Genomic DNA, 26562 nt, shown 5'->3' on the forward strand with positions numbered 1-26562 from the left:
CGCCCTTCACTTATCCCACTTTGCCCTATTACGGACCCGACACAAGACCTGGCCGTTAGACGGGTCACCCGACCCACCTCGCGACTTAGGCTCAATGCGATCGATCTGCCATTCGTTTTCGGGAGGCGACACTCCGCGCTGCCGGCCTTTCGACGCAGGTCGCGCAGGGCTTTGGCGATGGGCGCCACAACCTGGGTGGTCAGCGAGAGGCCGTCAGCTTCTGCCGGACCAACAGGTAGCCGACCTCGGGGAACAAGCACATCGCCAGCAGGAAGTAGACCCCGACACGCGAGGGCAGAGCACGCAGTCGTCGCTGCACGTCGCTTCAAGGACCGCGCATCAACGAGTTCGAACGGCACGAGCGCGGTCAGCTCGCCCAAGTGCCCCGGCGCGAAGACGCCCTCAGCCGCCGGGCAGGGCGAGTGCCAGTAATGAACGCGGCCCCCCGCAACCATCGTTACGATGGAGAAGGTTCGGTGCCGTCGTACTCTGCGAGCCAGTCCTCAGCGTTACGGCGACATTTATCGCTAAATGATGCAGCGGAATTTCGCAGATGCTGCACAAATCTGTCTTTGTCGGGGTCGACAGCACCAATAAAATCCATCGCTTCGAAAACGACATCCTCGTCGTCGTCGTTGGCGAGATCATGCCATGCGACGGATAGCGCCTGCATGAGCCGATCGCGGCATGCAATGCCGAGGGCGACCGGTGTGCGACCGTCATCGCCGACAACCTCATCCGCCTCACCCAGCGGCTCTGAGTACGCTATTTCTACTAGAAGGTCATAGATCGCAGCCTTGATGCGAGACGTCCGCCAATGAAGCAATTCAATCAGAAAAGGAATGAGATGATAAGCCCCTTCATAAAGCCCATGATTTAATGCGACGGCATGCTCTAGAGAGACTCGAGCATCCTCTATCAACTTGGCATCGTTCGATTCGCGAAGAATACGCAGATATGTCGGAATATTCGCGGCATAGTCGGGGATGGAGACCCACTCGGGTCTCCATCGGGCGTCACCGGGAGGCCATTCGGGCATATTCTTTTCGGTCTTTCGTTAGTAGTCGGCTCCACGTGGGGGCCTTTTCTCGTACACGGTTCCACGCGGGAACTGGCTACGATTGTACTTGGATTGACACCTTAAGCAAATCGGCTGCTGTTCCCCCTTTCGGGGGCGCGTTGCCTCACTGAAGAGGACATCCCTCGAGTTTCCTCCAAGTTTTTCTACTACGTCATCTTCTGCACACTTGCCTTTTGAGGCGCATCCATAAGCGGTTTGCCCTGTCCTCTTGTTTATCCCTCCGGTGACAGTAGATATCTTGCTCCGCTGAGTCTTTGACAGCGTGGCCAACTCCTTTAGATATGCGTCTCGCGCTGCGCGGGCTGCAGCAAACTGTGCTGCTCTCCTAGCCGCCGCTGTCAACGCAGCCTTTGCGATGCTGCCGACGCCGCCGATCGAGCCTACGATATTCGATACGTCATCATTCTCTTCGACACGCCCTCGATCACAACGGCGATGGCGGCAACTCTGTGCTCTCATAGCGTCGTTCTCTCGCTGCGTCCGAATCTTGTCGGCGGCGAGCTCTTCGCGAGCCCTATCGCGAGCCCTCTTTGCTCTCTGTGTCCGCTGCTTCTCGTATTGCTGGTGCCGCTGCTTGTGGATTTTGCGTTCGCGGGCGGTCTTTTTCGCGCCGTTGGGGTTGTGGGTTTCGGCGAAGTTCTGGTTGGCGTTGGGCCGCTTATTGTCGCGGGAGTAGCCGTAGCTCTTGTCGGAGCTGCCGCCGCCGGCTTCGACGCGGCGGCCGTCGGGGTCGGATTGGTCGATGGGGTTGTTGGCGGCGTAGGAGTAGGGGTTGGCCCATTCGGGGGTGCGCAGGTCGAGTTCGGGGTCGGTGGAGATGAACTTGGCGATGGCCGGGTCGTAGTAGCGGGCGCCCAGGTAGGTCAGACCGGTGGAGGCGTCTTCGGTCTTGCCGAGGAAGCCGCGGTCGGTGAAGGGCAGGTCGTCGCCGCCGCGGCGTTGCCCGAAGGGCAGGTAGCGCTCGCGGCTGACGGTGCCGGTGGCATCGTTGACGGCGAGTTGGGTGCTGCCGTGCATGCCGGCGAGCATCCAGGTGACGCCGCTGGTGTCGCGCATGGCCACCAGGCCGTCGGCGGTGGTGTAGTACCGCTTGGCGGTGACCTGGCCACTGGCCAGGCGCAGTTCCATCGAGCCGAGGTAGAGGGTGGTGCTGCCGTCGGGGTCGCGCCGGATCAGCCGTTCACCGTCGGCGTCGTAGACCATGCCGGTTTGCTGGCCGTCCACGGTGGCCTGGGTGAGTTCGCCGAGCTGGTTCCAGTCGAAGGTGGCTTGCTTGCCGGCGACGGTGCGGGCGGCGAGTTGGCCGTTGTTGTCGTAGGCGTAGGTGTCAGTACCGCTCGGGCGGGCGATGCTGGTGACGGCGTTGGGGCGGACGGCGGTGGGGCCGGGGGCGGGGTAGGTGTAGGTGGCGCTCTGGCCGTTGTCGGTCAGGGTGGTGATGTTGCCGACCTTGTCGTAGCCGTAGGCCTGGCTGTAGGGATCGCTACCCTTGGCGTCACCGGTGCCGGTGCACGAGCTCGCGGTGGTGGTGTAGGCGGTCTTGAGCCGGAGCAGGCCGTCGTAGGCGAAGCATTCGGACTGGCCGTCGGTGCTACCGGGGATGGCCGAGGCGGCGTCCAGAACGCGGGTGATGTTGCCGGCGACGTTGTAGGCGTAGCGGTCGTCTTGGACGGTGTCCGGGGTGGAGGTGTCCGCCTTGGTCTGGGTGGAGACGCGCGAAAGCCAGTCCGTGGTGGGCTCGCGTTCGAGGACACGCTTGATCTGGCCGTTGCCGCCCAGTGAGCGGCTCTCGAGCTTGCCGGTGAGGGTGAAGGTGGTGTCCTTGACGTAGGTGAAGCCACCCAGATCGGAGCTCAGGCCCTTGGCGAAGCCGAGGTCGGTGTAGCTGTGGGTGAGCGTCTCAGCCGGTAGACCCCCGGCTGCGGGCAGGGTCTCTTCGCGGAGGTTGCCGGCGGCGTCGTAGGAGGAAGTGAAGGCGTACTCGCGGCCGAGGTCGCCTTCGCCGGCCGGGATGGTGACCTTGGTGGCGGTGGGCCGGTAGTCGCTGTCGTAGGCGGTCACGGTGACTCCCGACCGCCTCTACTCCTGACGACCTGGACGGCGAGCACCTGTACCGCCGTCAGCCGAGCCTGCCGGAGGCGGCCTACTTCTGGCCGCCGCGGACCACCGTACGCTCACCACGTCGATTGGCCCGCTCCCCGCATCCTTGATGTTGTCGTCGTGGCACCTCACGATGGAGGATTGGCAGCCCGGCCCCTCCTCGTCGCCCCGTGCTCGCGCCTGCTCGCGGGCCTCGTGGTGATCCTGGTCGACCTCCACCTTCCTGCCCGCCCTGGTCCTCGGACCACTCGCGGAAGGCATCGGGTGAACAGGCCACCGGATTCCGGTGCCCCGCGCGCGGCTCGATGGTTGAGCGAGCCATCGGACACTCTGTGATTTTGGCTGACTCCAGTATGTGTTCAGTCCCGAGGAAGTAGCCTGGCTCAAAACTTAAGGCTACCCTTGAATCTGGGAGAATCTCTTGGCGTGGACGGTGAAGGTCACGGACGAATACGCCGCCTGGTTCCGTGTGTTGATCAAGGAGGATCTCGAGTCCGCAATCCAGGTCGCCCAAGCCGTTGCGGCCCTGCGTGAGGAAGGGCCAACCTTGGGGAGGCCGCTCGTCGACCGTCTCAAGGGGAGCAAGCTGCACCACCTGAAGGAACTGCGTCCGGGATCGCAAGGCCGCTCGGAGATGAGAGTGATTTTCGCGTTCGATCCCTCCAGGGCCGCGTTGCTCCTGCTGGGTGGTGACAAGGCAGGCAACTGGGAGCGGTGGTACCGGGAGAACATCCCGCTGGCCGAAGAGCTCTATACCCTCTACACGAGCGATAGCGAGGAGTGAACATGCCGAAAAGGACGCCGGGAGACTGGGAAGACCTGGAGCGGGAACTGCACGCTGCTGGAGTCGCCCCGGCAGAGATCGAAGCAGGAGCACGACGCCTGCTCGCCGAGGCAAGGGGCCACCAGCTGGCCGAAGCGCGGAAGGAACGCGGCTTGGGACAGAAGGACATTGCAGCAATCATGGATGTGAGCGTCGCCCGGGTTTCGCAGATCGAGCACGGCGAGGTGGGGTCCCTCGATGTCATCGCTCGCTATGTCGAGGCACTCGGCGCACGGCTCGACTTGGTCGTCGACTTCGGCGACCGAACCTTGCGATTGCCTGTCACCGAGAAGCCTATAGACAGCGCAGCCTGACACCCCTCTTGATCATCATACCAATGGTATGATAGAGCTATGAACGCTGCAGCCAGCGCAGCCACGCCCGACTGCGCGGAGTCATCTCGGGCCGCGCTCTACATTGCCCACGACATACCTGGCCCGAAGGTCAAAAAGGCCATCAGTATGCCGGAGCAACTCGCCGCCGACATCGATGCGCGCATCGGCCGTGGCGAATTCTCTGCTTTCATGGCCAAAGCCGCCCAACACTGGCTCGCCTTGATGAAGACAGGCGAGATAGTCGATGAGTACGAGCGCCAGCACGGCCCTATCAGCGAAGAGCGATTGGAGCAAGCGAGGCGTCGGTGGCGCGACGCCTGAAGCAGCTCCCGGCGACAACTGCCGGACCGCTATTGGTGCTCGACGCTCAGGCTCTCTCGCTCCTCGCCGACGACCACGCTAGCACTGTGGACCTGGTGGAGGTGTCCCGTGAGGACGGGTATGCAGCAACCATCAGTGTCGTTACCCTCGCCGAGCAGCGCAGGACCGGACAGGCCGCGGCCCGCATGCGCTGGCTCCGCTCTCGGTTGGTGATCGTGCCTGTCACCGAGCAACTGGCCGATTTGGCGGCGGGGCTGCTGGAGTACGCCGGACTCGATGGTCATAGCAACGTCATAGACGCGCTCGTGACTGCCACGGCGGCCTCCGCCAACGCCCCGGGCCGCCTGCTCACTGCCGACGGCTCCCATATTCCCGCTTTGTGCAAGGCCGCCGTTGAGTTGGGCGCGCGGCAGATCCAGTGGCTCAAAGTCTAGGAAGTGCATGTCTTCGCTCCCGCAGACACCGGAGCTGCGCCTCCTCTGCGCCTGAGACAGTGTCAGGCGAAGCGGACGTCGAGAAGAACGACTACCCGGATGATCGTTCGCGTTCTTACTGGAGGGGGTTCAGGGCGTGGAGGAGGGCTCGGGGGTACCGTTGGGCCACAAGCAGGTCGAGGTGGCGCCCAAGGTGAGCACGTCACCCGCAGACCTCCCGATGGTGATGAGGAAGTCGTCGGGGCGGGAGCGCCCATAGAGCTGGAGGCCGTTCTCGGACTCTGCCTGGATGTAATGTCCCTGGCTCTGCCAGTACGCCTTCACCTGGGCAATCACCTCTTTGAGCGCGCCCTTAGGCAGTCCGCGCAGAAAATACCTGCGGTTGACCACGATCCGCTCTTCCGAACCTCCGTCGAGCGGGTCGAGGCATAGGCTGTCGTTGAGGCTAGGCCTGTGCAATTCCGGCACGGGCTTGGGACGGATGATGGCGACGGTCCCGTTGATGAGCTGCTCGATCCGGACGAGCGCCTGAGCCTTGCTGATCGTCGGCTTGTCTGCCGATGCGTTCATCGCTCCTCCTCTCAAAGATCCGCCGGGCGCGCAGCCGGCGACAAGGATCGCGGCTGCCATAATCAACCTCACGGAGCGGAACATCTACTCTCCCGGCGGGGTGGGCGAGGACTGCGGGGCGGGCAACGGCGGGGACACCGGTTCCGGAGAAGGGCGTGACGGAACTGGTGATGGCGTCGGCAGCAGCGTCGGAGGCGACACCGGCTTCGGCGTCGGCAGCTTCAGCACATCATCGTACTGACCCGTGATAATGGATCCCATGTTCCTCAGCGAGGTAGAGTCATCGTCCCAATAGCCGGAGTGGGTTCCGATGTCGTATCCAGTAAAACCCAAGAGGCCCGAGACCGGTGTCACATCGACACGGAAGCGCTGGGCACCGAAGGCGATGTTGCTCGGGTCGGTTCCGAAAGGACCCGGGCCGTTCGGGAATGCGGGCTGCAGCACGCCCGTGATTGGGTGCCGCCCACCGCTCAACGGAAGATGGCCCAGGTCGGCTACGGGGTCCTGCGGCGACTCTCCCACCCAGACCTGCTTGACTCCCAGATCGCCCGCCCGCAACGCCATCGTCCCTGGACTGCCCACGAGAATGAGCTGATCGGCGAACGTCCCCTTCCTCATCTGGGCGGCGATGCCGGTTACCACGCTGCCGTAGCTGTGGCCCAGAACGGTGAACCGCGGTGCGCCGGCCGCCTGGTGCGTGGCGTGCAGGCCGTCGAGGAAGCCAGCCAGCGGCCCGGCCCCGGCCTGGGCGAGATGGGGTGAGGCCACAGAGGTATCGGCATGGAGGATCCCCGCGTCGAGCTGCGGGGCCGTGTAGCCGAGCCACACAATCGAGGCGGACTTCACCTGGGGGGCCGACGCGTCGGCCTGATCCCACAGGGTTCCGGCGCGGGCCGCGTCACCGCCGATCCCCTCAAGCTTGCTGCCCGTGCCCGGCACCGAGGTGACCACCGAATCGGCCTTGTCGGGGTCGCCGAAGGAGATGGCGGCCTTGCCGAGCCCGCCCAGTTCGAGGGCGAGCAGGAGCGCGGGCGGGCGGCCGTTGACCCCGCCCAGGGCCAGGCTCTTGGTGACGGCCTCGATCTGCCGCTGCTGCGCCTCCAACGCCTCGATCTCGCGGCGCGTGCTCATCCTCCGCCACGCGTCCGCCGCGATGATCCCCTTCGCCAGGGACTCGTCCAGGGCCCGAAGCTCCGCCAGCCGCTTGGCGATGGCGTCCTTGCGTAGGGCCAGGTAGGCCCGGTTCGCGCTGTCGCGGGTGGCGGCGGGCACGCCGTTGAGCGAGCCGACCAGTTGCGGCGCGGTGTCGATAAGCCGCTGGCGGGCGGCCGGGTCGAGCATCTGCCACCAGGCGCTGACCCGGGCGGCGAGGGTCGAGTCCTTGCCGGTGTTCTGCGCCTCAATCACCTTCTTCAGCGCCGAGGGGTCACCGGCCGCGGCGGCGGCCAGCACGTCGCCGACGCGGCCCGGGTCGGGGGCGGACTCGCCGAACAGCCCGAAGCCGAGCACGGCCGCGGTAGCCATCTCACCATCGGGGCGACGCTGGAGCACGGTCAGCCGTCTGCGCAGGTCGGCGACCTGTCCGCCGGCCCAGGCGCCCACGTTTCCAACCTGGCTGGCGGGCGCGGCGCTGATGCCTGCGGAGGCCAGCGCCACCGAGAGCCGACCTCCCGCGGCGGGGAGTTCGTGCCCGGCACGCTCCAGGTCCGCCACCATGCGAGTCATCGCCTCCACGTCCATCCCGGCGTAGCCGCCGCGCGCGGATGGGGCGGCGGCGAGCGGGGTGGACAGCGACGGCGCAGCGGCGTTCCCGCCGAGAGCGCGGATGCGCTCGGCGATCTGCGCGACCGCGGTTTCGAAGGCGCGCTGCAACCGGGCGCGCTGGTCGCCCATGGCCTGTGTGAAGGGGCCCGCGCCGCCGCCCACCCAGGCGTGTGCCGCCATATAGCGCATGCTGGAGTCGAGCGCGCCGACGTGGTCGCCGGCCAGTCGAAGCGCCCGGGTGAGGGCCTCCTCCAACCCTGCCGTGTCACCTGCCACAACCTTTGACGGTGACACACTCTCCGCCGTCCGGCGGGCGGCCATAGCCAGCCGTTATCGGCGGCCGCCGCTGAGCGGTCGAGCACGATCAGGCGCAGTTGGCGGGCCGGGCTTTCCTCCAGAACGCCCCCCAGCTCGTTCACCTGCGAAAACGCTACCTCGCTTCCCCGTCAAGGAGGTCGTGCCACAGGCGCTTCGCCTCCGTGTCCCGGAGCCACGGGCTCTCGCTGATCCGGTCGCCCTTGGTCGACCTCTCCGTTCGGCGGATATGGCCGAGGCCGCCCGCCGCGCAGAGCTCGTAGACCGTCGGCAAGCAGTCGCACGTGTAGCTTCGGACCCTGACGGAGTTGCATCTGGCCACCGGGTCGGACCAGTCGATGGCAACGTGCCCCTCCTTCAGGGGCTTCACGTGCGTACCGTGAAATTCCTCCATCGTCATGCCGACCTCCAAGGCCGATCGTGATGTCCAGCTCCGGGCAACGGGTGCGACTCAACGCGGTGGTCTCACTGAGCGGGCCGCCCGCACGTCACCCGGAGGGGCGGCGGGCCGGGCAGGGGTGGGCGACGTGCCGGTTCGGGCAGCAGATCACGCCGATCGTGGCGAACCGGCCTGCCTGCAGCCATTCGCCCCACTGCACGTCCACACCCCGGGGCAGTAGATCAAGGGCGATCTCCAGCCGGTCCTCAAGAGGCACCCGTTCGGGTAGCGGAAGCGCCTCGCGCACCTTCGCGTACTCGCCTGCCATCCAGCCCGCCGCCTGCTCGGCCCCGTGAAACGTCGCCGCGATCCGTGATGCGGGCTTGGCCAGCCAGTCGCCGGTCCGCATCGGCGGCAGCACCGAAGCGAGGAAGTCGGACGAGCTCGGCCGACGCTCGGCCTCGTTGGCGCGATCGACTCCGGCGCCGATCCAGTGGTAGCCGTGCCAGTGCATGGTGGGGAGCTCCCGTACGATTCCGGGAGGCGGCGGCCCCTGTTTGCTTGGATCAAGCAGGGACCGCCGTCCTCGGAGGACGCCTAGATAGTGGCTATCCCGGCCGCACGAAGCTCATCACCCGTGAACCGGAGGGTCCCGGCGTCCGGGTTCTTCGAGTCACGCAGGGCGTAGGCGTCCGCTACGCCGGGGATCGGGGCGATGAGGACACAGCTCTCCATGTTCTCCTCCTGCTGGTTTCCGCCGCACAGCTTGGTGAACGACACTTCGCCGAGCTTGCTGCCGTACAGATCCATCACGCGATCTCCTTCCGTCCCACCTCGGATAACGGGCGTACCTGCGCTGCGTGTGAGCGCGACTGGACTAGAGACACCACCTGCAACCGCCTCCAGATGCCGAGGTCCCGCGCACGTCAGCCATAGTGGCACAACCTATCATCCCCTGTAAAGGTCGATAATCATAGGAGCATATAGACCCTTCTATGCCTGCCACACAGGGTCTATCTAGAGTTGAGCCGTGATCGAATACAACCCACGGATCCCGAAGTGGCGTCAGGTCGCGGACGAGATCCAGCGCAGGATCGAGGCAGGTGAGATCGGCTACAACGACGTCATCTCAGAAGTGCAGCTCGAGCGCGAGCTAGAGGTCTCGCGCCCTACTGTTCGCCAGGCCATCGCCTACCTGCGAGACGATCTCAAATTGATCGAGACCATTCCGGGGCGAGGCTCGTTTGTTCGCGAAGACAAGCCGAAGAGGTCACAGCGCGCAGCTCCGGACAGCAGTTGACGTCGACAAGGCGATCCACTGAGCACTTGAGCTGGCTCTGGCAAGGGCAAGCTGAGTCGTCAGGCGATGCCGTAGGGGATGTCACTCAGCTGTCATGCCTGCTTCACTAAGGCAGCGAGAAGCATTCGGAGGGGATGCATGTCTGATCTGGAAGATGCTGCCGCCGCTCACGCGCGCCGGCTGAGGAGTGACGCCGAGTCCGCAGCCGCACACCATGCTGAGGTGCAACGTACGGCGGAACAAGAACTTGCGCGCTTAAGCGAGCGTGCCCGGGAGTTCTTCGTCTTTGCCCGCGACCACGGCGCCCGCGTGTTCCGCCGTTACGACCCTGAAGAACCCCTGGCCAACACCAACCTGACTCGTACCGACGAGGTCTGCGTAGTTGCTCATGCTCACAGGATGACGGGGGGCTCGTGGGCCGCTACCAGCAGTGGCCTGGTCTATCCCTGGGCGCAAATCCACGAGAAACGGAGGTTCCTCCACCCAACGCGTCAGGGCATACGCGACAACGTCTTCGTCACCGCCGACACTCACGACAGCCGCTATCGCCACGGCGGGTACATTGAGGCCCACTTCGTGGCCGCTGCGGCAGCACTGCTCGCCCCAGTCCCTGTGTATCCGAACTCGCCAGACACGGTGACCGGTGTTCAGAAGGACGGATCGATCATGTACCTGCTGTAGGGCACGACACGCGAGCAGCCGAGTTGCTCATGGGTTCGTCTGAATCTCGGCCCAGTGCCGATGCCCGCTCGCACGCGCCTCGCGCGGTTACGGGCGTGCGGTGAACCGCCCGTCGGGGCGTTTGTGCAGCCAGCCGCGGTCGGCAAGCTTGGTCATCTTCGCGCGCAGTGGCTCCAGCTTGCCGCGCACCGCCACCTGAAGGCCCAGCTCCTCTCCGACACCCCTGACCTGCACGCTTCGGTCGCGCGGATCACCGTCGCATCGTCATCGTGAGCCACTGTCCGACTGTAGAGGAAGACGCTAACCCGCCACCTCACGCGGACTTCTTGCGATTCTTCTTCCCGGGGAGTCGCCAAAACGTGATCATCCTGTCGGGTGTTCACCTGACAGACCGGGCATTCAGCTCTCCGTAGAGTCGCGACCAGCCATCTGCCGGTTGAAAGGTCGCGATGCCCACGCCGTACCCGCCGTCCAACGGGTCCGTTCATCCCCAGTGGCCGCAGGGCCAGCCGCTCGGGCAGCCTCAGGGACACGGAGCGCAGGGCCGGCAGACCGGTGGGTACTTGCCACCGGCACCTCAGCCGCCTCGCCGCGGCGGCCGGAAGGGGCTACTGATCGGGCTGATCGTCGTGCTCGGCTCCCTCATGATCGGCGGTCTGGCGACCGGCGGCTGGCTGCTCCTACGCGCGTCCAGCGACGAACCTCGCCCGGCCGCGACCACCTCCGCCACCCGGCGGAAGGCCGTCGCGTCCGCGACACCGACGGTCGCGGCGGTGAAACTGCGGGCGCTCACCGGCGACCAGCTCTGCGCCGCCATCCCCGACGCGTACCGCAAAACTCTGGTCACCGACGGCAAGTACGGCGGAAACGACGCGTCCACCAGCGTGGCCACCGAGACCGAGAAGCACGCGGCCTGCTCGTGGAACAACAGCAAGATGGACGTGGGCTCCGGCGTTCTCGGCTACCGCTCGTTGAAGATCTCCGTGGAGGCCCGCAGCAGCAGGTCCCAGAACGCGCTCGACTACGCCAAGGACCAGTTCGACCGCGACAAGAAATCGTATGAACGCCGCGTCAACGTCCGCGACGGCAAGCGGATCGACGGCAAAACCACCGGCTCCACGTTCGGCCCGCTCAAGGAACTCACCTTCGGTGACGCGTCGTACAGCCAGAGCTCGATCGGCCGCAGCGGCCTCTTCGCCACCGTGTACGTGCGGCAGGGCCCCTGGCTGATCGAGATCTCGTACGGCGGCGACAACCGGACCGGCGACAAATACCCAACCGGCGACTCGGTCCGCGAGGCCACGGGCAAGGTCGCCGAGCTCATCACCGCCGAGATGGCCAAGGACGCCGCCGCCGTGAAGCTCTCCGGCCCCTGCGCGATCCTCACCACCTCCGACATCAAGTCGGCCTTCTTCCCCACCGTCGAGGGCCCGTCCGTCGGCGGCAACTCCGGCAGCATCCAGCAGACCAGCTGCACCTGGAAGATCAGCGAGGTCGTCAAACACAGCCCCGGCCAGGAGTTCACCGCCCGTGGCGGCACGTTGGTCATCCACCTGACCAACTGGGGCAAGGACGGCTTCGGCTCGAAGTTCCAGTTCGACCGGGCCGCCAAGAAGTTCGACCGCTACAACGCCAAGGGCGGCGTCGGCGACGCCAACATCCACACCGACTACGAGGTCCGCCAGAACATCTCCGGCCTCGGGGAGAAGGCGTTCGCCGTGGTGTCCTCCACGTACCGGCCGAACCGCCCCGAGGAAGGCACCACCCACGAGGTCCTGGTCGAGGTCCTCCTTGGCGACCGCACGCTCGAATTCACCTACCGAGGTACGACAACCGGCGGCGGCATCGTGGGCAGCCCCGGCTACCTGGCCCCGGCCTTCGAGTCTTCCGTCGCGCAGTCAGCCGTCGTCCGGCTGGCCAAGACCTTCGTCTCCGACCTCAAGTAGCTGTGACACGCTCGGACACCAGTACAGAGCACAGCGGGGGCTGGTGGTGCTCGTCACGGCTCCTCCAGCGCGTAGGCGACCGCCCGGGACAGCTCGAGCCGCGCGCCGTCCCGGAAAGCCGCCGTGAACGCCCGGGCCCCCAGCGCGCGGCGGGCCCGCTCGGCGCACTCCTGGTGCGATCTCGCGTGCAGGCGCAGCCGCATCGGAGAGCAGGCGACCGCCTCCCACAGGAGGTGGGCGGCGCCCAGCAGCCGGGCGGCGCGCTCGTGCCGGCCGCGTGCCCCGGCGGTCCAGGCCAGCACCTCCAGGCAATTGGGCAGGCCCCACCGGTCGTCGGCGGCGCCCCAGAACGCGGCCACCTCCCGCATGCCGGCCTCGGCCTGCTGCCATTCGCCCTGCTCCCAGCGGGCCATGGCGACCCCGTACAGTGCGTACGTGCGGAAGAGGGCCGCGTTGCGCTTCTCGCACAACATCACGAGTTCCTCACCGTACTCGGCGGCCCGGTCCGGGCTCATCGTGGCGGCGAAGATGGCGGCGAGGTACAGGGTGACCCCCACGGCGTGGATGTCGCCTCTCGCCCAGTGCAGGGTGCGGGCCTCCTCCAGGAGCGCGAGCCCGCCCTCTATGTCGCCCTCGCACAACGCCGCGACGCCGGAGAGCTGGACGGCGAACGCGAGCGCCGCCTCGTCCTTCAGCTGCCGCGCGAGCGCCAGGCACTCCCGCGCGTCGGCTGCCGCCACCGGATCGCCCTGGTAGTAGGCGAGCAGCCCGTCGGCCCACAGGCCCATCGCCCGGCTGACGCTCGATCCGGGCACGAGCGCGAGGCCGCGTTTCAGCCAGTGCCGGCCTTCGCCGAGAGCACCGGCGACGAGCCAGTTGGCCCACAGCTCGGAGGCGATCTCCAAACCGGCGGGGGCGTCGCCGGGCCGGCCGAAGCAGAGATCGAGGGCGACGCGCACGTTGGGCAGCTCCAGCTTCAGCGCCCGCATGCGATCGATCTGGTCCGGCTCCGCCCGGTCCACGCGCACTCGATCCGCCAGCCGGCGATAGTGGCCGATGTAGCGCTCGCGCAGAGCCTCGGCGTCCAGTGCGGACAGCTGTTCGCGGCCGTACGCGCGGATGGTCTCCAGCATGCGGTAGCGGACTCCGGTGCCGTGCTGGTCTCCGCTCAGGATGGACTTGTCCACGAGCCCCATCATCAGATCCAGCACGTCCTCGCGTGCCAGCCCCTGCCCCGGACAGACGGCTTCGGCGGACTCCAGGTCCACACCACCCGCGAACATCGACAGCCGCTCCCACAGCCGTTGCTCGCCGGACGAGCACAGCCCGAAGCTCCATTCCATGGTCGCCCACAGAGTCTGGTGGCGGGCGAGCCTGCCGGAGCCGGCCTCGGCCGCCACTTCGAGGCGCTCGTCGAGCTCGTTCACGAGGTCTTCCACCGAGGTCGTCCGCAGCCGTACCGCCGCCAGCTCGATGGCCAGCGGAATCCCGTCCAGGCGCCAGGCCAGCCGGGCGACCGCCTGGGCATTGGCCGCGTTGACGAGGAAGCCCGGCCGGATGGTCGCCGCCCGCTCCGCGAAGAGGCGCACGGCGTCCCGCCGGGCGATGTCGCGGGTACTGTCGCCGGGCTGCGGGATCGGCAATGACGGCACCGGCAGCACCTGCTCGCCGTACACCCCGAGTGACTGGCGGCTGGTGGCCAGGATCTGCAGCCGCGAGGTGCCGCGCAGGAGCTGGTGCACCAGCCGGGCGCACGCGCCGAGCAGGTGCTCGCAGTTGTCCAGCACCAGCAGCAGCTGTTTGTCCGCCAGATGCTCTGTCAGCAGGGCCACGAGGTCCGGCGTGCGGTCGTGGATCCCCAACGAGGCGGCCACGGCCGGGGCCAGCAGGTCCTCGTCGTCGATGGTGGCCAGCTCCACCAGCCGGACCCCGTCCCGGTAGCGCTGCGGCAGGAGCTCGCTGACACGTCGTGCCAGGCGGGTCTTGCCGACCCCGCCCGCGCCGGTCAGGGTCAGCAGGCGGGTCCTGGCCAGGATCCGCCTGACCTCGGCGATCTCGTGCCGTCGTCCGACGAAACCGGTGGCGTCGGTCTGCTGCCAGTCCCCCGCCGGCTGTTGGACGTTCCAGATCGTGTCTTTCACGGGCATGCTCACTCGCCGCCGGCAGCTCCCTCGCCGGCGGGGCGGGCACGCTCTGCGACCCAGCCGGCGATCTGGGCCCTGGAGGTGAAGCCGAGTTTCTGCAGGATGTGTTCGGCGTGGCTTTCTGCGGTGCGCTGAGCGATCACCAGCGCCGCCGCGATCTCCTTGTTCCTCATTCCCTTGGCGATGAGCTGGGCGATCTCCGCCTCCCGCGGGGTGAGTGGCGAGTACGGGTCGGCCTCACCGGATCGGCCGCGAGACGGCTCTTCCTCCGTGAGGGCGTAAGCGAGCGCCTGGTCAGGGGAGCGCCTGGCGCCTCTCTTGACGGCGGCCTGGAAGGCCTGTTCGCGAAGGGCACCACGGGTACGGTCCTCGCATTCCTCGTGGTATCGGACGAGGTGGCCGAATCCCAGTAGTGGCGCGCCGATCGCCGCCCAGAGGTTGCGCAGGATGCCCAGCAGTTCGCCGGCCCGCGCGTACTCGCCCTGTGAGGCAGCGATCCAGGCCAGCACCTCGATGCTGACCCCGGCCCCGACCGAGTCGCCCAGCGTGTTGAAGACGCGCAGGCTCTCCCGCTCCAAGGCCGTCGCGCGCCGCGTGTCGCCCTGGCGCCAGAGCTCGATGCCGAGCGCCGTCATCGTGTACGCCCTGTGCCAGCTCTCGCCATGAGCGTCACAGATGGCGATGCTCTCTTCGGCGGCGGCGACGGCGCGTTCCGAGTCGCCGATGAACGAGTGCGCGAGGGAGAGCCAGGTCAGCGCCTGGACTTCGCCCGCGGGATCTCCGCCGGCGCGATGATGGGTCACCGCCTCCTCGAAGGATCCGATGGCCGATGCGGTGTCTCCCCCCTGCATGGCGACCATTCCGGAGTAGAGCGCGACATAGCCGAGCACCGGTTCCAGCCCCAGTTGCTCGCCGAGCGTCCTGCTCCTGGCCAGCAGCCCGATGGCCGAGGCCGGATCGCCCTGGATGATGGCGAGCGAGCCGCACGCCCACAACGCCCGGGCCCTGACCTCGGACCGGCCGGCGACGTCCGCCAGTCCCTGTTCGAGCCAGTTGCGTCCTTCGCCCAGGTGGCTGCTGGTGATCCAGTGGTCGAGCAGGTCGCTCGCCATGTCGATGCAGAGCCCGGCGTGCTCGGCATGGCAGTATTCCAGGGCCGTCCGCAAGTTGGGATGCTCGGCGCGCAGCCGGGTCAGCAGCTTGGCCTGCGCCGGGCCGAACAGCTGCGCCTGCGCCTCACGTGAGAGCTGCCGGTAGTAGTCGCGATACCGGCGTTTCAGCTCCTGCTCCTGCCCGTAGTCGACGAGGCGCTCGCGCCCGTACTGCCGGATCGTGTCCAGCAGCCGGTATCGCACCCCGTACGGGTGGTCCTCCCGGATCAGGATGGACTTCTCCACCAGGCCGATGACCAGATCGATGATCTCGTCACGGGGGATGCCGTCCCCACCGCAGACCGCTTCGGCCGCCTCCAGATCCAAGCTGCCGGTGAACACCGAGAGGCTGGCCCACAGCTGGCGCTCGTTCTCGGTGCAGAGCCCGTGGCTCCAGTCGATCAGGGCGCGGAGCGTCCGGTGGCGGGGCGCGATGTTCGGTCCCGCCCTGAGGAGCCCGAAGAGATCGTCCAGCCGGTCGAGCAGTTGGTGAACCGAGAGCACGCGCAGTCGCACGGCGGCGAGCTCGATGCCGAGCGGCACGCCGTCCAGGCGGCGGCAGATCTGCTCGATCGCGTCCCGGTTCTCGTCCGTGACGGTGAAACCGGGCACCACGGCCGTGGCCCGCTCGGCGAAGAGCCGTACCGCATCGGAGACAGCGGATGGCGTGGAGCGCTGGGATTCGCCGCTCAACAGCGGCAACGTCGGCACGGGGAACGCCTGCTCGCCGGCGACTCCCAGCGTCTGCCGGCTGGTGGCCAGGATGCGAAGCTCCGGGGCGGAGCGCAGCAGCGTCTGGGCCATCATGGTGCACTCGTCGAGGACGTGCTCGCAATTGTCCAGGACGACCAGCGCCCGCCGCTCGCGCAGGTGCTCGCTGAGCACCTGGACGGGCGGCCGGGCCGAGTGCTCCTGGATCTTCAACGCGGCGACCATGGCCTGGGGCAGCAGCGCCGGGTTGTCCAGTTCGGCGAGTTCGACCAGCCAGACCCCGTCGGGGAAGGCCCGTCGCAGGTCGGCGGCGACGCGCAGGGCAATCCGGGTCTTACCGACGCCTCCTGGCCCCGTGAGAGTCACCAGGCGGGCGTCAGCCAGCAGGCGCTTGACTTCCGCTACTTCGTGCTTACGCCCGATGAAACTGGTTACCTCAGCGGGCAGCCCGCTGAGGTACGTCGGGGCCGAAGTACGCAATGTGGCAGTGGTCATCGATGCCTCGCACCGGCTTGACTTGACGAGTAGGTCACCATTCGCCGACAAGAGCCGATACAACCAACATATGCTCATGGCAGGTGCTGACCACCCGGACAATATGCCTGCTCATCGGGCATATCGGGGACACGTACCGAATCATTGGCAAGCCATGGCGACATCGGCCCCCGCACATGGAACAAGTTTTGCCCTTCACCGCCTTGGCGGGTCGAGTCCCGCGTCGTGCTACGCGGCGGCGGCCACGATGCGGCGGACGATCTCCCGGGCCACCGGCTCCGTCAGAGCCGACGTGGTCACGCGCGTACGGCCGCTGCCCTCTTCGAACGTGCTCGACCCGTCCGCCCCGACGGCCACCCGGCCCTCGGGGGTGACCGCGAACAGGTCAGGCACCAGCATGGTCAGCACCGCGATCGGGTCGTGCGGGTTGTTCCACTCCTCGTTCCAGAACCGCCACCACTGCTCGATCTCCGCCTTCAAGGCCTTCCCCAGCGCCCCGGCCTCCGCGATGGCGGCCACGTCCGCGGCGTCCATCCGGACCGTGGTGGTGATCTCCAGCCCGGTGACCGTGATCGGCGCTCCGGAGCCGAAGACGATGGCCGCCGCCTCCGGGTCGCACTTCAGGTTGTGCTCTGGCTTCGGGCCGTCGAAGCGGCCCCCCATGATCCAGAGGTGCCGAACGTCCCGGGCGAAGGACGGGGAGGCCGTGATCGCGTTGGCGATGTTGGTGAGGGGCCCCACCGCCACCACGTCCACCTGGCCGGGCGCGCGGCTCACCTGGTCCACCAGGTACGCCGCCGCGTCCCCCTGGTCCACCTGCTCGGCGTCCAGGTCGGCGAAGAGGCGGCCTTCGTGCCCCGCCCACCAGACGGGCCGGTCCGTCAGGGGCCGGCCGGCCCCGGGGACGACGGTCAGGGACCGGTCCGCGAGGCGTGCCAGCCGCTTGGCCAGGCGCGCCCGCAGCCGCGTGTCGCCGTAGACGGTCGTGCAGCCGAGCAGGTCGACCTCCGGCGAGCCGAGCAGCACGGCGAGCGCCAGCGCGTCGTCGACGTCGGTGCCGATGTCGGTGTCGAAGATGACGCGCACGGTCGAAGTATTCATCGTGGCCCCTTTCGAAAGTAAGTCACTTGAGACATGCCACGCATCTTGGGCACCGACAAGACCTCAGCTCCCCTTGACCGTCCCCGCGAAGACGTCTACATATATATTCAATCTCCAATATCCATTCGCTCCTCGAGAGGTGAATGTGAAGGCCACGATCACCGCGCTCGTCGCGACGGCGCTCGCCTTGTCCCCCATCACCCCGGCCGCCGCCTCCCCCGGATCGGAGGTCCGGTTCTCGGTGCCGGGCCAGGCGATGGGGACCTGCGTCGACGCGCCGTTGAAGATCACCTTCCCCGAGCCTCCCGCGCTCGGCCCGTCCGGCGCGATCGAGGTGCGCCGTGCCGACGGGGCGCTGGTCGATCGCGTCGAGGCCGCCGCCGCCAAGGCCGACAGGAAGAACATCGGCGCCGCGGTCTCGGACGGGGGGCTGCCGCACGACTTCTCGTACGAATCGATCGTGATCGATGGCAGCACGGCCAGCGTCTACCTGCACCGGCAGCTCGAGTACGGACAGGAGTACTACGTCACCGTCGAACCGGGCGTGTTCGCGGGGTTCGACGGAGTGCGGGAGCCCGGGAAGTGGGAGTTCAGGACCCGCAAGCGGGGCGCTCACGGCCGGCACCTGACGGTTTCCGGGACCGGGACCGGTGACTTCTGCACCGTGCAGGGCGCCGTCGACGCCGTTCCCCACGGCAACCGGGAGCCCGTGACCATCGACGTGCGGCCCGGCGTCTACACCGAGATCGTCTACGTGCGCGAGGACCGCCCGCACATCACCGTCCGCGGCGCCGGCGCGGGGCGGACCGTGATCCGGTACGCCAACAACGACCTGCGCAACGGCGACAAGGCGCTGAGCGACGGCGGGCCGGCCGATGTGTGCCCGCGCCGCGTGCTGGAGACCTCGGACCTGCACAACTGCTGGCGGGCGATGTTCGGGGTGGACGCGGCCGACTTCCGGATCCAGGACCTCACGCTGCACAACACGACACCCGACGGCGGCTCGCAGGCCGAGGCGTTCAGGGGCAACAACGAGCGGATCACGCTCGAGCGCGTGGACCTGCGCAGCCACCAGGACACCCTGCGCCTTCAGGGCAAGGGCTTCGTCACCCGCAGCCGGATCAGCGGCGACACCGACTTCGTGTGGGGCACCGGCACGGTGTTCATCCAGGACTCGGTGCTGGAGTCCACGGACGCCGGTTACATCTCGCAGAGCCGCAACGACGGGACCCGCCCGGGAGCGGTGTTCGTCCGCACCAAGCTGACCCGGGCCCCCGGCGTGCCCGACGGCTCGGTGACGCTGAGCCGCAGCGCCGTGTGGCGGTTCACGCACAGCCAGGCGGTCTTCATCGACACCAGGATGGACGGCCACATCGCCCCCGTGGGCTGGGTGATCGACCCGAACGACTGCGCACAGGCGCAGAGTCTCGCCTTCTGGGAGTACGGCAGCACCGACCTGACCACCGGTCGCGCGATCGACACCTCGCAGCGGCTGGCCTGCTCACGCCAGATGACGGCGGCCGAGGCGAAGCAGTGGAGCGATCCCGCGTTCGTCCTGGGCGGATGGGATCCCGAGCCGGGGCGCCGTTGAGGTCATGGAACGTCACTGAAGGGAATGAAATGGACAGGTCAGCGAGCAGGCGCACCATTCTGGGCGGGGTGCTGGGCGGCATCGGCGCGGCGGCCGTCGCGGGTTCGACGGCGGGTCCCGCCGCGGCGGCGACCGACCCCGGCGAAGGCGCCCACGGAGGCAAGGGGACGCCGCGGCCGGTGGCGCCGGTCAACCAGGAGGTCGCGGCCAGGTTCGGCCCCGAGTACAAGACCCTGCCCGCCGCCGTGGCAGGCGTGGACATCGAGCCGCTGATCGGCATCGACTCCGCCGCCGGCATCGCCGCCAAGCGCAAGGCCATGATCGACTACATCTGGAAGGGCGCGGGCCGGCCGAGGACGCTGCCTGCGGTCGAGACTGGCGTGACCGCGCCCGACTTCGCCTCCCTGACCGGGGTACGCAGGATCGACCGCCTGACGGTCCCCCTGCGTCACCAGGTGTCCGCCAAGGTGTACGACATCGTCCCGCACCGCGCCTGGAACCGGCGCCTGGCGCTCTACCACAACGGCCACGGCGAGCCGTTCGACACCATGCTCCGCACCGTCCAGCCCCTGCTCGACCGCGGCTACCGCGTGATGGCGTACGCGATGCCGTTCCAGCACTGGAACCAGCAGCAGATCGCCGATCCCAAGGACCCGGCCAAGCTGCTGCCCAACCCCTCCCACCGCGACTTGCCGCCCTGGGAGAGCGCCGGGTTCTCGACGCTGACCTTCTTCCTGGAGCCGCTCACGGTCACGCTCAACTACGCGCAGGCCACGTACCAGCCCAAGAGCGTGGAGATGATCGGCCTGTCGGGCGGCGGCTGGACGACGACGGTGTTCTCGGCGCTCGACCCGCGCGTCACCCGCAGCTACCCCACGGCGGGGTCGCTGCCGTTCTTCCTGCGTCCCGCCTCCCCCAAGCCGCGCCCCACGACCGGCGACTTCGAGCAGACCAAGGACGCGCTGCCCGGTTTCTACGCCGCCGCCACCGCCGGCACCGCTGACGACTTCCTCGACATGTACGTGCTGGCCTCCGTCGGCCCGGGACGCGGCCAGCTGCAGATCCTCAACCGGTTCGACGAGTGCTGCTTCAACGGGGTCGGGCACCGCGTCTACCAGGCTCCGGTGCGCGACCGGGTCGCGCTGCTGGCCGGCGGGCGGCCCGAGCAGGGGCGGTGGGACCTGCTGGAGGACGCGACGCACGACGACCACACCATCTCGCCGTACGCGCTGTCCGTCATCCTCTGGGATCTTGACACCACAAATGTCACAACATAATATCGGAATATAGATGCGACTCTGAATTAATATTCATACCGGAGGCCGCCCATGCCGGGCAGGACCTTTTCCAATCGGCGCAGGGTGATCGTCGACAGTGCCGCCAAGAACGCGGCGGACGACCAATTCTCCATCGCGCACGCGCTGCTTTCGCCGAGCCTCGACATTCGCGGGCCGGTCGCCGCACCCTGCGGCGAGATCGGCGAATACCTCGTGCGCCGGCTCGTCGAATGGAACGAGCGGCACCACGGCGGATCGATCGGGCGTCCCATGCGCCTGGCCCATCGTCATGCGAGCGTCGCCGCGCGCTAGCAAAATGGCACTCAGCAGTGGGCCGGGCTCGCCACCGGACCAGCAGAAGCGGCGGAGCCGAAGCGGAGGCCAGCGATCGTGGGAGCTGAAAGTCAGTTCGAGAAGGGCCGCTCCGGCGGTGAGCCCTTGAGGTTCAGCGGTCGCCGGCTCGGCCAGGAGTCGGAGCGCATGCGGCTCCTGGTGCGGGTCGCCCGGCTCTACCACGAGCACGGGGTGCGCCAGCCGCAGATCGCCGCGCAGCTGCGCATCTCGCAGCCTCGGGTGTCGCGGCTGCTCAAGGAGGCCGCGGAGATCGGCATCGTACGCACGGTGGTCGTGGTGCCCAGCGGCGTGCACGCGCTGCTGGAGGAGGACCTCGAGCGCAAGTACGGCGTCGAGCAGATCATCATCGTGGACGCCGCCGGCGACAGCCACGACGTGGTGGCCGCGCTCGGCTCGGCCGGGGCGACATACCTGGACGCCACCCTGATCGGCGGCGAGCACCTCGGCATCTCCTCCTGGAGCGCCAGCCTGCTGGCCACGGTGGAGGCCATGCAGCGCCGGCCGGTACGGGTGGCGGACGAGGTCGTCCAGCTCATCGGCGGCGTGGGCAAGGGGTCCGCGCAGGTCCAGGCCACCCGCCTGGCCGCTCACCTGGCCGACCTCACCGGCGCCGAGCCCGTCTTCCTGCCCGCACCCGGCCTCGTCGGCTCGGCGATGGCCCGGCAGGCGCTCTCGGACGACCAGGTGGTGCGCCAGGTGGTCGACGCCTGGTCGCGGCTGACCACCGTGCTGGTGGGGATCGGGAGCCTGGATCCGTCACCGTTGCTGCGCGACAGCGGCAACGCCATCACGGAGGAGGACGTCGAGACGCTGCGAGGGTTGGGGGCGGTGGGCGACGTGTGCCTGCGCTTCTTCGACGCCGAAGGACGGCTGATCGACTCTCCTCTGGAGGAGCGCATCCTGGGGATCCCGGCCGCCGACCTGCTCCGGGTGCCCCGGCGCGTCGCCATCGCGGGGGGACGGCGCAAGACCGCGGCGATCCGGGCGGCGCTTCGGGGGGGTTGGGTGAACACGCTCATCACGGATGTGGGCGTGGCGGAGCAACTCCTCAAGGACTGACCTCACCGGCGCTGGAAAGGTGTTTCCGGCGCCGCTTCCCCTGGCACGTCCCGGCAAAGGGCCCCGGACGCGGGCACAGGGGTGTCTCCGGCACGCCACAAAGTCGAGCCCCGGATGCGGCGACCGCAGGTGGCCGGGCGTCAAAGCACCGGTGGTTTACCGGATCCTCTGGCTGCGTCGAAAAGCGCTCTTGACAGTCACAACAGTGTCGTTCACGATGTGATGAATCCACTCCATTCATGGCTGAATAAAAATTCTCACCTAGCGACAGCGTGGTCCGGAGTCGTGCCGAAGGACGGCACAGCCCTGTCTATTCGGGCGGAAAGAGAGCGTTTCGCATGACCGAGGCCCTTGGCTTCGATCGCCAGCAATCAGAATTCAGTCGCCGGGATTTCGTGCGCTCCGCGGCGCTGGTCACCCCCGCCATGGCGTGGGGCAGCGTGCCCGGCGCCGCCGTGGCCGCCGCCGCCCAGAGCCCCACGGCCATGTCGGCGAAGGGCGTGCCCGCCTTCCCCGGGGCAGAGGGCGCCGGGATGTACACCACCGGCGGCCGCGGCGGCGCCGTGTACGAGGTGACCACACTCGACGACTCCGGGCCCGGGTCGTTGCGGGAGGCGGTGGCGAAGTCCGACGGGACGGTGGTCTTCCGCGTCTCCGGGAACATCCGGATCAAGGGCGGCCTCGACATCACCGGCTCCAACCTGACCATCGCCGGTCAGACCGCCCCCGGCCACGGCATCTGCGTCACCGGCAACGAGACGAAGATCAGGGGCAACAACATCATCATCCGCTACCTGCGCTTCCGCGGCGGCGATGAGCTGGGCACCGGCATCGACACGTTCGGCGCCCGCGGCGTGCGGGACGTCATCATCGACCACTGCTCCTTCAGCTGGGGCGTGGACGAGTGCTTCTCCGTCTACGGCAACACGAACGTGACCGTCCAGTGGTGCATCATCTCCGAGGGCCTGACCAACTCGGTGCACGACAAGGGACGCCACGGCATGGGCGGCCTGTGGGGCGGCGACAACATCACGTACCACCACAACCTGCTGGTCCACCAGAACGCCCGCAACCCCCGGTTCAGCTTCACCGAAGGCACGAACATGGTGGTCGACCACCGCAACAACGTGATCTACAACCACGGGATCACATCGTGCTACGGCGGTGAGTGGTCGAACGGCGTCAACATGGTAGGCAACTACTACAAGCCGGGCCCCAACACGCTGCCCGCGATCGCCCGGGAGATCGTGGCGCCGGGCCGGTTCGGGCAGTGGCACGTCAGCAGCAACGTGATCGAGGGCCACCCCGACGTGACCGCCGACAACACGCGTGGCATCACCTATCCGGTCGGCGGCATCACGCTGCTGCCCAGGCCCGTGGAGTTCGAGAACGGCATCACCGCGCAGACGCCCGCCGAGGCGTACGCGACCGTACTCGACCAGGTCGGCGCGATATTACCGCGGCGGGACGCCGTCGACGCCCGGCTGATCAACGAGGTGCGCACCGGCACCGGCCGGCACATCAACTCCCAGAAAGACGTGGGCGGCTTCGTGCCTCTGCCTGCCGACCCGGCGCCGGCCGACAGCGACCACGACGGCATGCCGGACGACTGGGAACGCGCGCAGGGGCTGAACCCCGAGAGCGCCGACGACCGCAACGCCGTGGACGCGAGCGGCTACACCAACCTCGAGCGGTACCTGAACTCCATCCAGCGGACCGGCAGCCGCAACCCCGAGGTCGCGATCACGCAGCCCACCACGGACCAGGTGTTCAAGGCCGGCCAGAACGTGACCGTGCAGGCGCGCGCCAAGGCCCTCGACCAGGCCTCCATCGCCAAGGTCGAGTTCTTCCAGAGCGACCAGAAGATCGGCGAGGCCACCTCGGCGCCGTACCAGGTGACCTGGGCGGGCGTGGCGGACGGGTCGCACTACCTGACCGCCAGGGCCACCGACAGCACCGGGTCCGTAACAGGCTCGTCGCTGGTGCCGATCCACGTCAACCAGGCCGGCGGCACCGCCCCCTGGAAGGCCCAGGACATCGGCGAGGTGCCCATTCCCGGGCACACCGTGGTCCAGGACGGCACGATCACCGTGAAGGGCTCGGGGAAGATCGCCGGTTGGAAGGACTCCTTCCACTTCGCCTACCAGGCCGTCGGGTTCAGCAAGCGCGGCGAGGTCATCGAGATCAGCGCCCGGATCGACGAGATCAGCAGGGAACACGTCGAGGCCGTCGCCGGTCTGATGGTGCGCCAGGACCTCGCGCCGAACTCGCCGTTCATGCTGGCCGCGCTCGGCTGGTCGGAGGACGGCAAGCGCGCCAAGGCCATCAGGGTCGCCGGACAGGGCAGGCAGGCCAGTGTCGGGCTCTATCCGGCCGTCGCGGACAAGCCCCTCGACAAGGGCAAGCAGTACTGGCTCCGCCTGGTCTGCCGCAGCCTGACCGGCGGCGACAACGAGTTCGAGGCCTTCATCTCCACGGACACGCTGAGCTGGACGCGCATCGGCTACGAGCGCATCGCGATGCGGACCGGCCGGTTCTACATCGGCCTCGCGGTCGACGGGAACCAGGAGGCGAACGCCGTCCACGCCTACACCGCGGCCACATTCAGTCAGGTGAAGGTCAATCGTTAGAACGGGAGCACGCCAATGACACACCAACCGTTGACGAGGAGGAACCTGCTCCGCGGCGGAGGCCTTCTCCTGCTGACGACCGCCACCGGATGCAGCTTCCTCGACACCAGCCCCGACACGGGCGGGGCCGCGCAGGCCGCCGACCTGTCGGCCAAGGAGGCGCCGACGCTGGCCCAGCTGGTCAAGAGCGGCAAGCTGCCGCCGCTCGAGCAGCGCCTGCCGAAGAACCCCCTCGTCGTGACGCCGCTGAAGGAAGCGGGCAAGTACGGCGGCACGTGGGCCTCGGCCCTCGTCGGCGAGGACGACCTCGAGTGGCTGACCAGCACCCTCGGGTACGAGCCCGTGGTCAGGCTCAAGCCAGGCACGAACGGCCAGAAGGGCCCGGACGACATCGTGGCCAACGTGGCCGAGTTCGAGGTCAAGAACGACGGCCGGGAGTACGTCTTCCGCCTGCGCGAGGGCCTCAAGTGGTCGGACGGCCAGCCGTGCACCGCCGACGACCTGCTGTTCGCCTTCGAGGACGTGGCGACCTACCACGACCTGCACACCACCGGCATCTACGACCTCTTCCTGGAGAACGGGAGCGCCACCGAGCGGGTGAAGGTCGAGAAGGTGGACGAGCGGACCGTCCGGTACGTCTACAAGGAGCCCAAGGCGGGCTTCCTGTTCCAGATCGCCGTGGCCACGTTCGAGCGGCCGGGCGCGACCGGGTTCCTGCTGCCCAAGCACTACCTCAAGCAGTTCCACAAGAAGTACAACCCGGACGTCGACCAGCTGGCGAAGGAGGCGCAGCTCGAGGACTGGACGCAGCTGTTCATGTTGAAGCAGGACCCGTGGCACAACGCCGACCAGCCCACGCTGCACGCCTGGAAGGTGAGCAACCCGGTCGGCAAGGGCACCGCGCTGGTGGCCGAGCGCAATCCGTACTACTGGAAGGTCGACCAGCAGGGGCGCCAGCTCCCCTACTTGGACCGGTTCAGGGCGGAGGTCCTCGGTGACGTCCAGGTCGAGCTGCTGAAGATCATGAACGGCGAGCTCGGCATGCAGCTGCGCAATTTCAACACGCCGGAGAACAAGCCGCTGGTCGCCCAGAACGCCGCGAAGGGCAAGTACCGGCTGTTCGACGTGCCGAGCCGGCTGAGCAACACGATGATCATCCAGTTCAACCAGACGATCGCGGACGAGAAGCTGCGTGACCTGTTCAGGAACAAGGACTTCCGGATCGGGCTGTCGTACGCGATCAACCGCAAGGAGATCATCGACGGCGTGTACGCCGGCCAGGGCGAGCCGTGGCAGGCCGCGCCGTCCAAGCGCAACGTGGTCTACAACGAGCAGTTCGCCAAGCAGTACACCGAGTACGACGTCACCAAGGCCAACGAGTTCCTGGACAAGGCCGGGCTGACGAAGAAGGACGCCGACGGCAAGCGCCTGGGCCCCGACGGCAAGCCGCTGGTCGTCACGGTCATGGCCAGCACCGAATTCCCGCACCACACCCAGGCGCTGGAGTTCGTGAAGAAGGGCTGGGAGGCGGTCGGGGTCGGGCTCCGGGTGGACCCGGTGGCGGACACGCTGTTCACCGAGCGCACGATGGCGAACCAGCCACAGGCCTCGTCGTACACGTGCAGCGACTTCGACATCATCACGGGCACCGGCGGCGACCACTACTACGTGCCGAGCAACTCCGGCAGCGCCCGCTACGCCATCCGCTGGGCGCAGTGGTACGGCAGCAAGGGCAAGTCCGGCGACGAGCCGCCCAAGGAGGTCAAGGAGCAGCTCGAGGCGTTCACCAAGATGCGCACCGAGTACGACTCCACCAAGGCGATCGAGTCCGCCAAGAAGGTCGTGGAGATCGCGGCGCAGCAGTTCTACGCGATCGGCATCAGCACGTACCCGGACGAGTACGGCATCGTGTCGAACAGCTTCAAGAACGTGCCCGACTCGATGGCCTCCGCCCCCGTGACCCCCGGGCCGACCCAGCCCGAGCAGTACTCCCTCTGAGG

Annotated in this window: 26 protein-coding genes and 1 pseudogene; 13 read left to right on the top strand and 14 right to left on the bottom strand. The window is 67.7% G+C overall.

Translation table 11 applies throughout. From position 1 onward, the window contains the following. Positions 1-6 precede the first annotated feature (6 nt). From ABN273_RS59575 to ABN273_RS24260, 4 genes are all read right to left on the bottom strand, one after another. The gene (locus tag ABN273_RS59575) at positions 7-132 is read right to left on the bottom strand and encodes an HNH endonuclease (protein WP_502911123.1); all 126 of its coding nucleotides are present in this window, start codon (positions 130-132) and stop codon (positions 7-9) included. 67 nt (positions 133-199) lie between these two features. Continuing rightward, positions 200-319: a transposase domain-containing protein gene (locus ABN273_RS59580; protein ID WP_502911124.1), complete on the bottom strand. Its 120-nt coding sequence runs from the start codon at positions 317-319 to the stop codon at positions 200-202. A gap of 138 nt (positions 320-457) precedes the next feature. After that, positions 458-1039, bottom strand: coding sequence for a hypothetical protein (locus ABN273_RS24255; RefSeq protein ID WP_349451272.1), 582 nt, complete (start codon positions 1037-1039; stop codon positions 458-460). 18 nt (positions 1040-1057) lie between these two features. Beyond that, positions 1058-3142 (bottom strand): RHS repeat domain-containing protein, encoded by a 2085-nt coding sequence (locus ABN273_RS24260; RefSeq protein ID WP_349451273.1) that lies wholly within the window; start codon positions 3140-3142, stop codon positions 1058-1060. 460 nt (positions 3143-3602) lie between these two features. Between ABN273_RS24260 and ABN273_RS24265 the strand changes: the two genes are divergently transcribed. From ABN273_RS24265 to ABN273_RS24280, 4 genes are all read left to right on the top strand, one after another. Continuing rightward, entirely contained in the window at positions 3603-3965 is a 363-nt protein-coding gene (locus ABN273_RS24265; RefSeq protein WP_349451274.1) for a type II toxin-antitoxin system RelE/ParE family toxin, read from the top strand. Positions 3966-3967: 2 nt separating this feature from the next. Next, positions 3968-4318 (top strand): helix-turn-helix domain-containing protein, encoded by a 351-nt coding sequence (locus tag ABN273_RS24270; RefSeq protein ID WP_349451275.1) that lies wholly within the window; start codon positions 3968-3970, stop codon positions 4316-4318. A gap of 39 nt (positions 4319-4357) precedes the next feature. Continuing rightward, positions 4358-4660, top strand: coding sequence for a hypothetical protein (locus ABN273_RS24275; RefSeq protein WP_349451276.1), 303 nt, complete (start codon positions 4358-4360; stop codon positions 4658-4660). 86 nt (positions 4661-4746) lie between these two features. Next, a complete protein-coding gene (locus ABN273_RS24280) occupies positions 4747-5094 on the top strand; it encodes a hypothetical protein (RefSeq protein WP_349451277.1) in 348 nt (115 codons plus the stop codon). A gap of 129 nt (positions 5095-5223) precedes the next feature. On the opposite strand, the gene ABN273_RS24285 is transcribed toward ABN273_RS24280, so the two are convergent. The 5 genes from ABN273_RS24285 to ABN273_RS24305 form a co-directional block, all read right to left on the bottom strand. Continuing rightward, complete coding sequence (locus ABN273_RS24285) at positions 5224-5664, bottom strand: hypothetical protein (protein WP_349451278.1); 441 nt, start codon at positions 5662-5664, stop codon at positions 5224-5226. A gap of 84 nt (positions 5665-5748) precedes the next feature. Next, positions 5749-7704 (bottom strand): alpha/beta hydrolase, encoded by a 1956-nt coding sequence (locus ABN273_RS24290; RefSeq protein ID WP_349451279.1) that lies wholly within the window; start codon positions 7702-7704, stop codon positions 5749-5751. Between the two features lie 154 nt (positions 7705-7858). Continuing rightward, a complete protein-coding gene (locus ABN273_RS24295; protein ID WP_349451280.1) occupies positions 7859-8113 on the bottom strand; it encodes a hypothetical protein in 255 nt (84 codons plus the stop codon). Positions 8114-8231: 118 nt separating this feature from the next. After that, entirely contained in the window at positions 8232-8636 is a 405-nt protein-coding gene (locus tag ABN273_RS24300) for a hypothetical protein (RefSeq protein WP_349451281.1), read from the bottom strand. Positions 8637-8719: 83 nt separating this feature from the next. Then, positions 8720-8932, bottom strand: a complete 213-nt coding sequence (locus ABN273_RS24305) for a DUF397 domain-containing protein (protein ID WP_349451436.1) — start codon at positions 8930-8932, stop codon at positions 8720-8722. Between the two features lie 220 nt (positions 8933-9152). Here ABN273_RS24305 and ABN273_RS24310 point away from each other — a divergent pair, with 220 nt between their 5' ends. Next, positions 9153-9422, top strand: coding sequence for a GntR family transcriptional regulator (locus tag ABN273_RS24310; protein WP_349451282.1), 270 nt, complete (start codon positions 9153-9155; stop codon positions 9420-9422). 138 nt (positions 9423-9560) lie between these two features. Further along, on the top strand, positions 9561-10103 hold the full coding sequence (locus tag ABN273_RS24315) for a hypothetical protein (protein ID WP_349451283.1): 543 nt from the start codon (positions 9561-9563) through the stop codon (positions 10101-10103). Between the two features lie 87 nt (positions 10104-10190). On the opposite strand, the gene ABN273_RS24320 is transcribed toward ABN273_RS24315, so the two are convergent. Next, positions 10191-10337: a hypothetical protein gene (locus ABN273_RS24320; RefSeq protein ID WP_349451284.1), complete on the bottom strand. Its 147-nt coding sequence runs from the start codon at positions 10335-10337 to the stop codon at positions 10191-10193. Positions 10338-10666: 329 nt separating this feature from the next. Between ABN273_RS24320 and ABN273_RS24325 the strand changes: the two genes are divergently transcribed. Further along, positions 10667-12049, top strand: coding sequence for a hypothetical protein (locus ABN273_RS24325; RefSeq protein WP_349451285.1), 1383 nt, complete (start codon positions 10667-10669; stop codon positions 12047-12049). A gap of 53 nt (positions 12050-12102) precedes the next feature. On the opposite strand, the gene ABN273_RS24330 is transcribed toward ABN273_RS24325, so the two are convergent. The 4 genes and pseudogenes from ABN273_RS24330 to ABN273_RS24340 form a co-directional block, all read right to left on the bottom strand. Beyond that, entirely contained in the window at positions 12103-14190 is a 2088-nt protein-coding gene (locus ABN273_RS24330; RefSeq protein ID WP_349451286.1) for an ATP-binding protein, read from the bottom strand. Positions 14191-14198: 8 nt separating this feature from the next. Continuing rightward, positions 14199-16055 (bottom strand): ATP-binding protein, encoded by a 1857-nt coding sequence (locus ABN273_RS24335; RefSeq protein WP_502911126.1) that lies wholly within the window; start codon positions 16053-16055, stop codon positions 14199-14201. Positions 16056-16145: 90 nt separating this feature from the next. Continuing rightward, a pseudogene (locus ABN273_RS59585) lies at positions 16146-16628 on the bottom strand (AAA family ATPase); the annotation flags it as partial. A 150-nt stretch (positions 16629-16778) separates the two neighbouring features. Next, positions 16779-17651: a nucleoside hydrolase gene (locus ABN273_RS24340; protein ID WP_349451288.1), complete on the bottom strand. Its 873-nt coding sequence runs from the start codon at positions 17649-17651 to the stop codon at positions 16779-16781. Positions 17652-17796: 145 nt separating this feature from the next. On the opposite strand from ABN273_RS24340, the gene ABN273_RS24345 reads away from it, so the two are divergent. From ABN273_RS24345 to ABN273_RS24370, 6 genes are all read left to right on the top strand, one after another. Continuing rightward, complete coding sequence (locus ABN273_RS24345) at positions 17797-19242, top strand: pectinesterase family protein (protein WP_349451289.1); 1446 nt, start codon at positions 17797-17799, stop codon at positions 19240-19242. Positions 19243-19271: 29 nt separating this feature from the next. Further along, the gene (locus ABN273_RS24350; protein ID WP_349451290.1) at positions 19272-20519 is read left to right on the top strand and encodes a hypothetical protein; all 1248 of its coding nucleotides are present in this window, start codon (positions 19272-19274) and stop codon (positions 20517-20519) included. A 51-nt stretch (positions 20520-20570) separates the two neighbouring features. Next, positions 20571-20831 carry a hypothetical protein gene (locus ABN273_RS24355; RefSeq protein WP_349451291.1) on the top strand — a complete coding sequence of 87 codons (261 nt, stop codon included), beginning with the start codon at positions 20571-20573 and terminating at the stop codon, positions 20829-20831. 78 nt (positions 20832-20909) lie between these two features. Next, positions 20910-21932, top strand: coding sequence for a sugar-binding transcriptional regulator (locus ABN273_RS24360; protein WP_349451292.1), 1023 nt, complete (start codon positions 20910-20912; stop codon positions 21930-21932). Between the two features lie 338 nt (positions 21933-22270). Continuing rightward, positions 22271-24562, top strand: a complete 2292-nt coding sequence (locus ABN273_RS24365; protein WP_349451293.1) for an Ig-like domain-containing protein — start codon at positions 22271-22273, stop codon at positions 24560-24562. Between the two features lie 15 nt (positions 24563-24577). Next, positions 24578-26560, top strand: coding sequence for an ABC transporter substrate-binding protein (locus ABN273_RS24370; RefSeq protein ID WP_349451294.1), 1983 nt, complete (start codon positions 24578-24580; stop codon positions 26558-26560). Positions 26561-26562: the final 2 nt, after the last annotated feature.

Origin of the sequence: Nonomuraea sp. B19D2 (assembly GCF_040137845.1) — a bacterium.
GTDB lineage: Bacteria > Actinomycetota > Actinomycetes > Streptosporangiales > Streptosporangiaceae > Nonomuraea.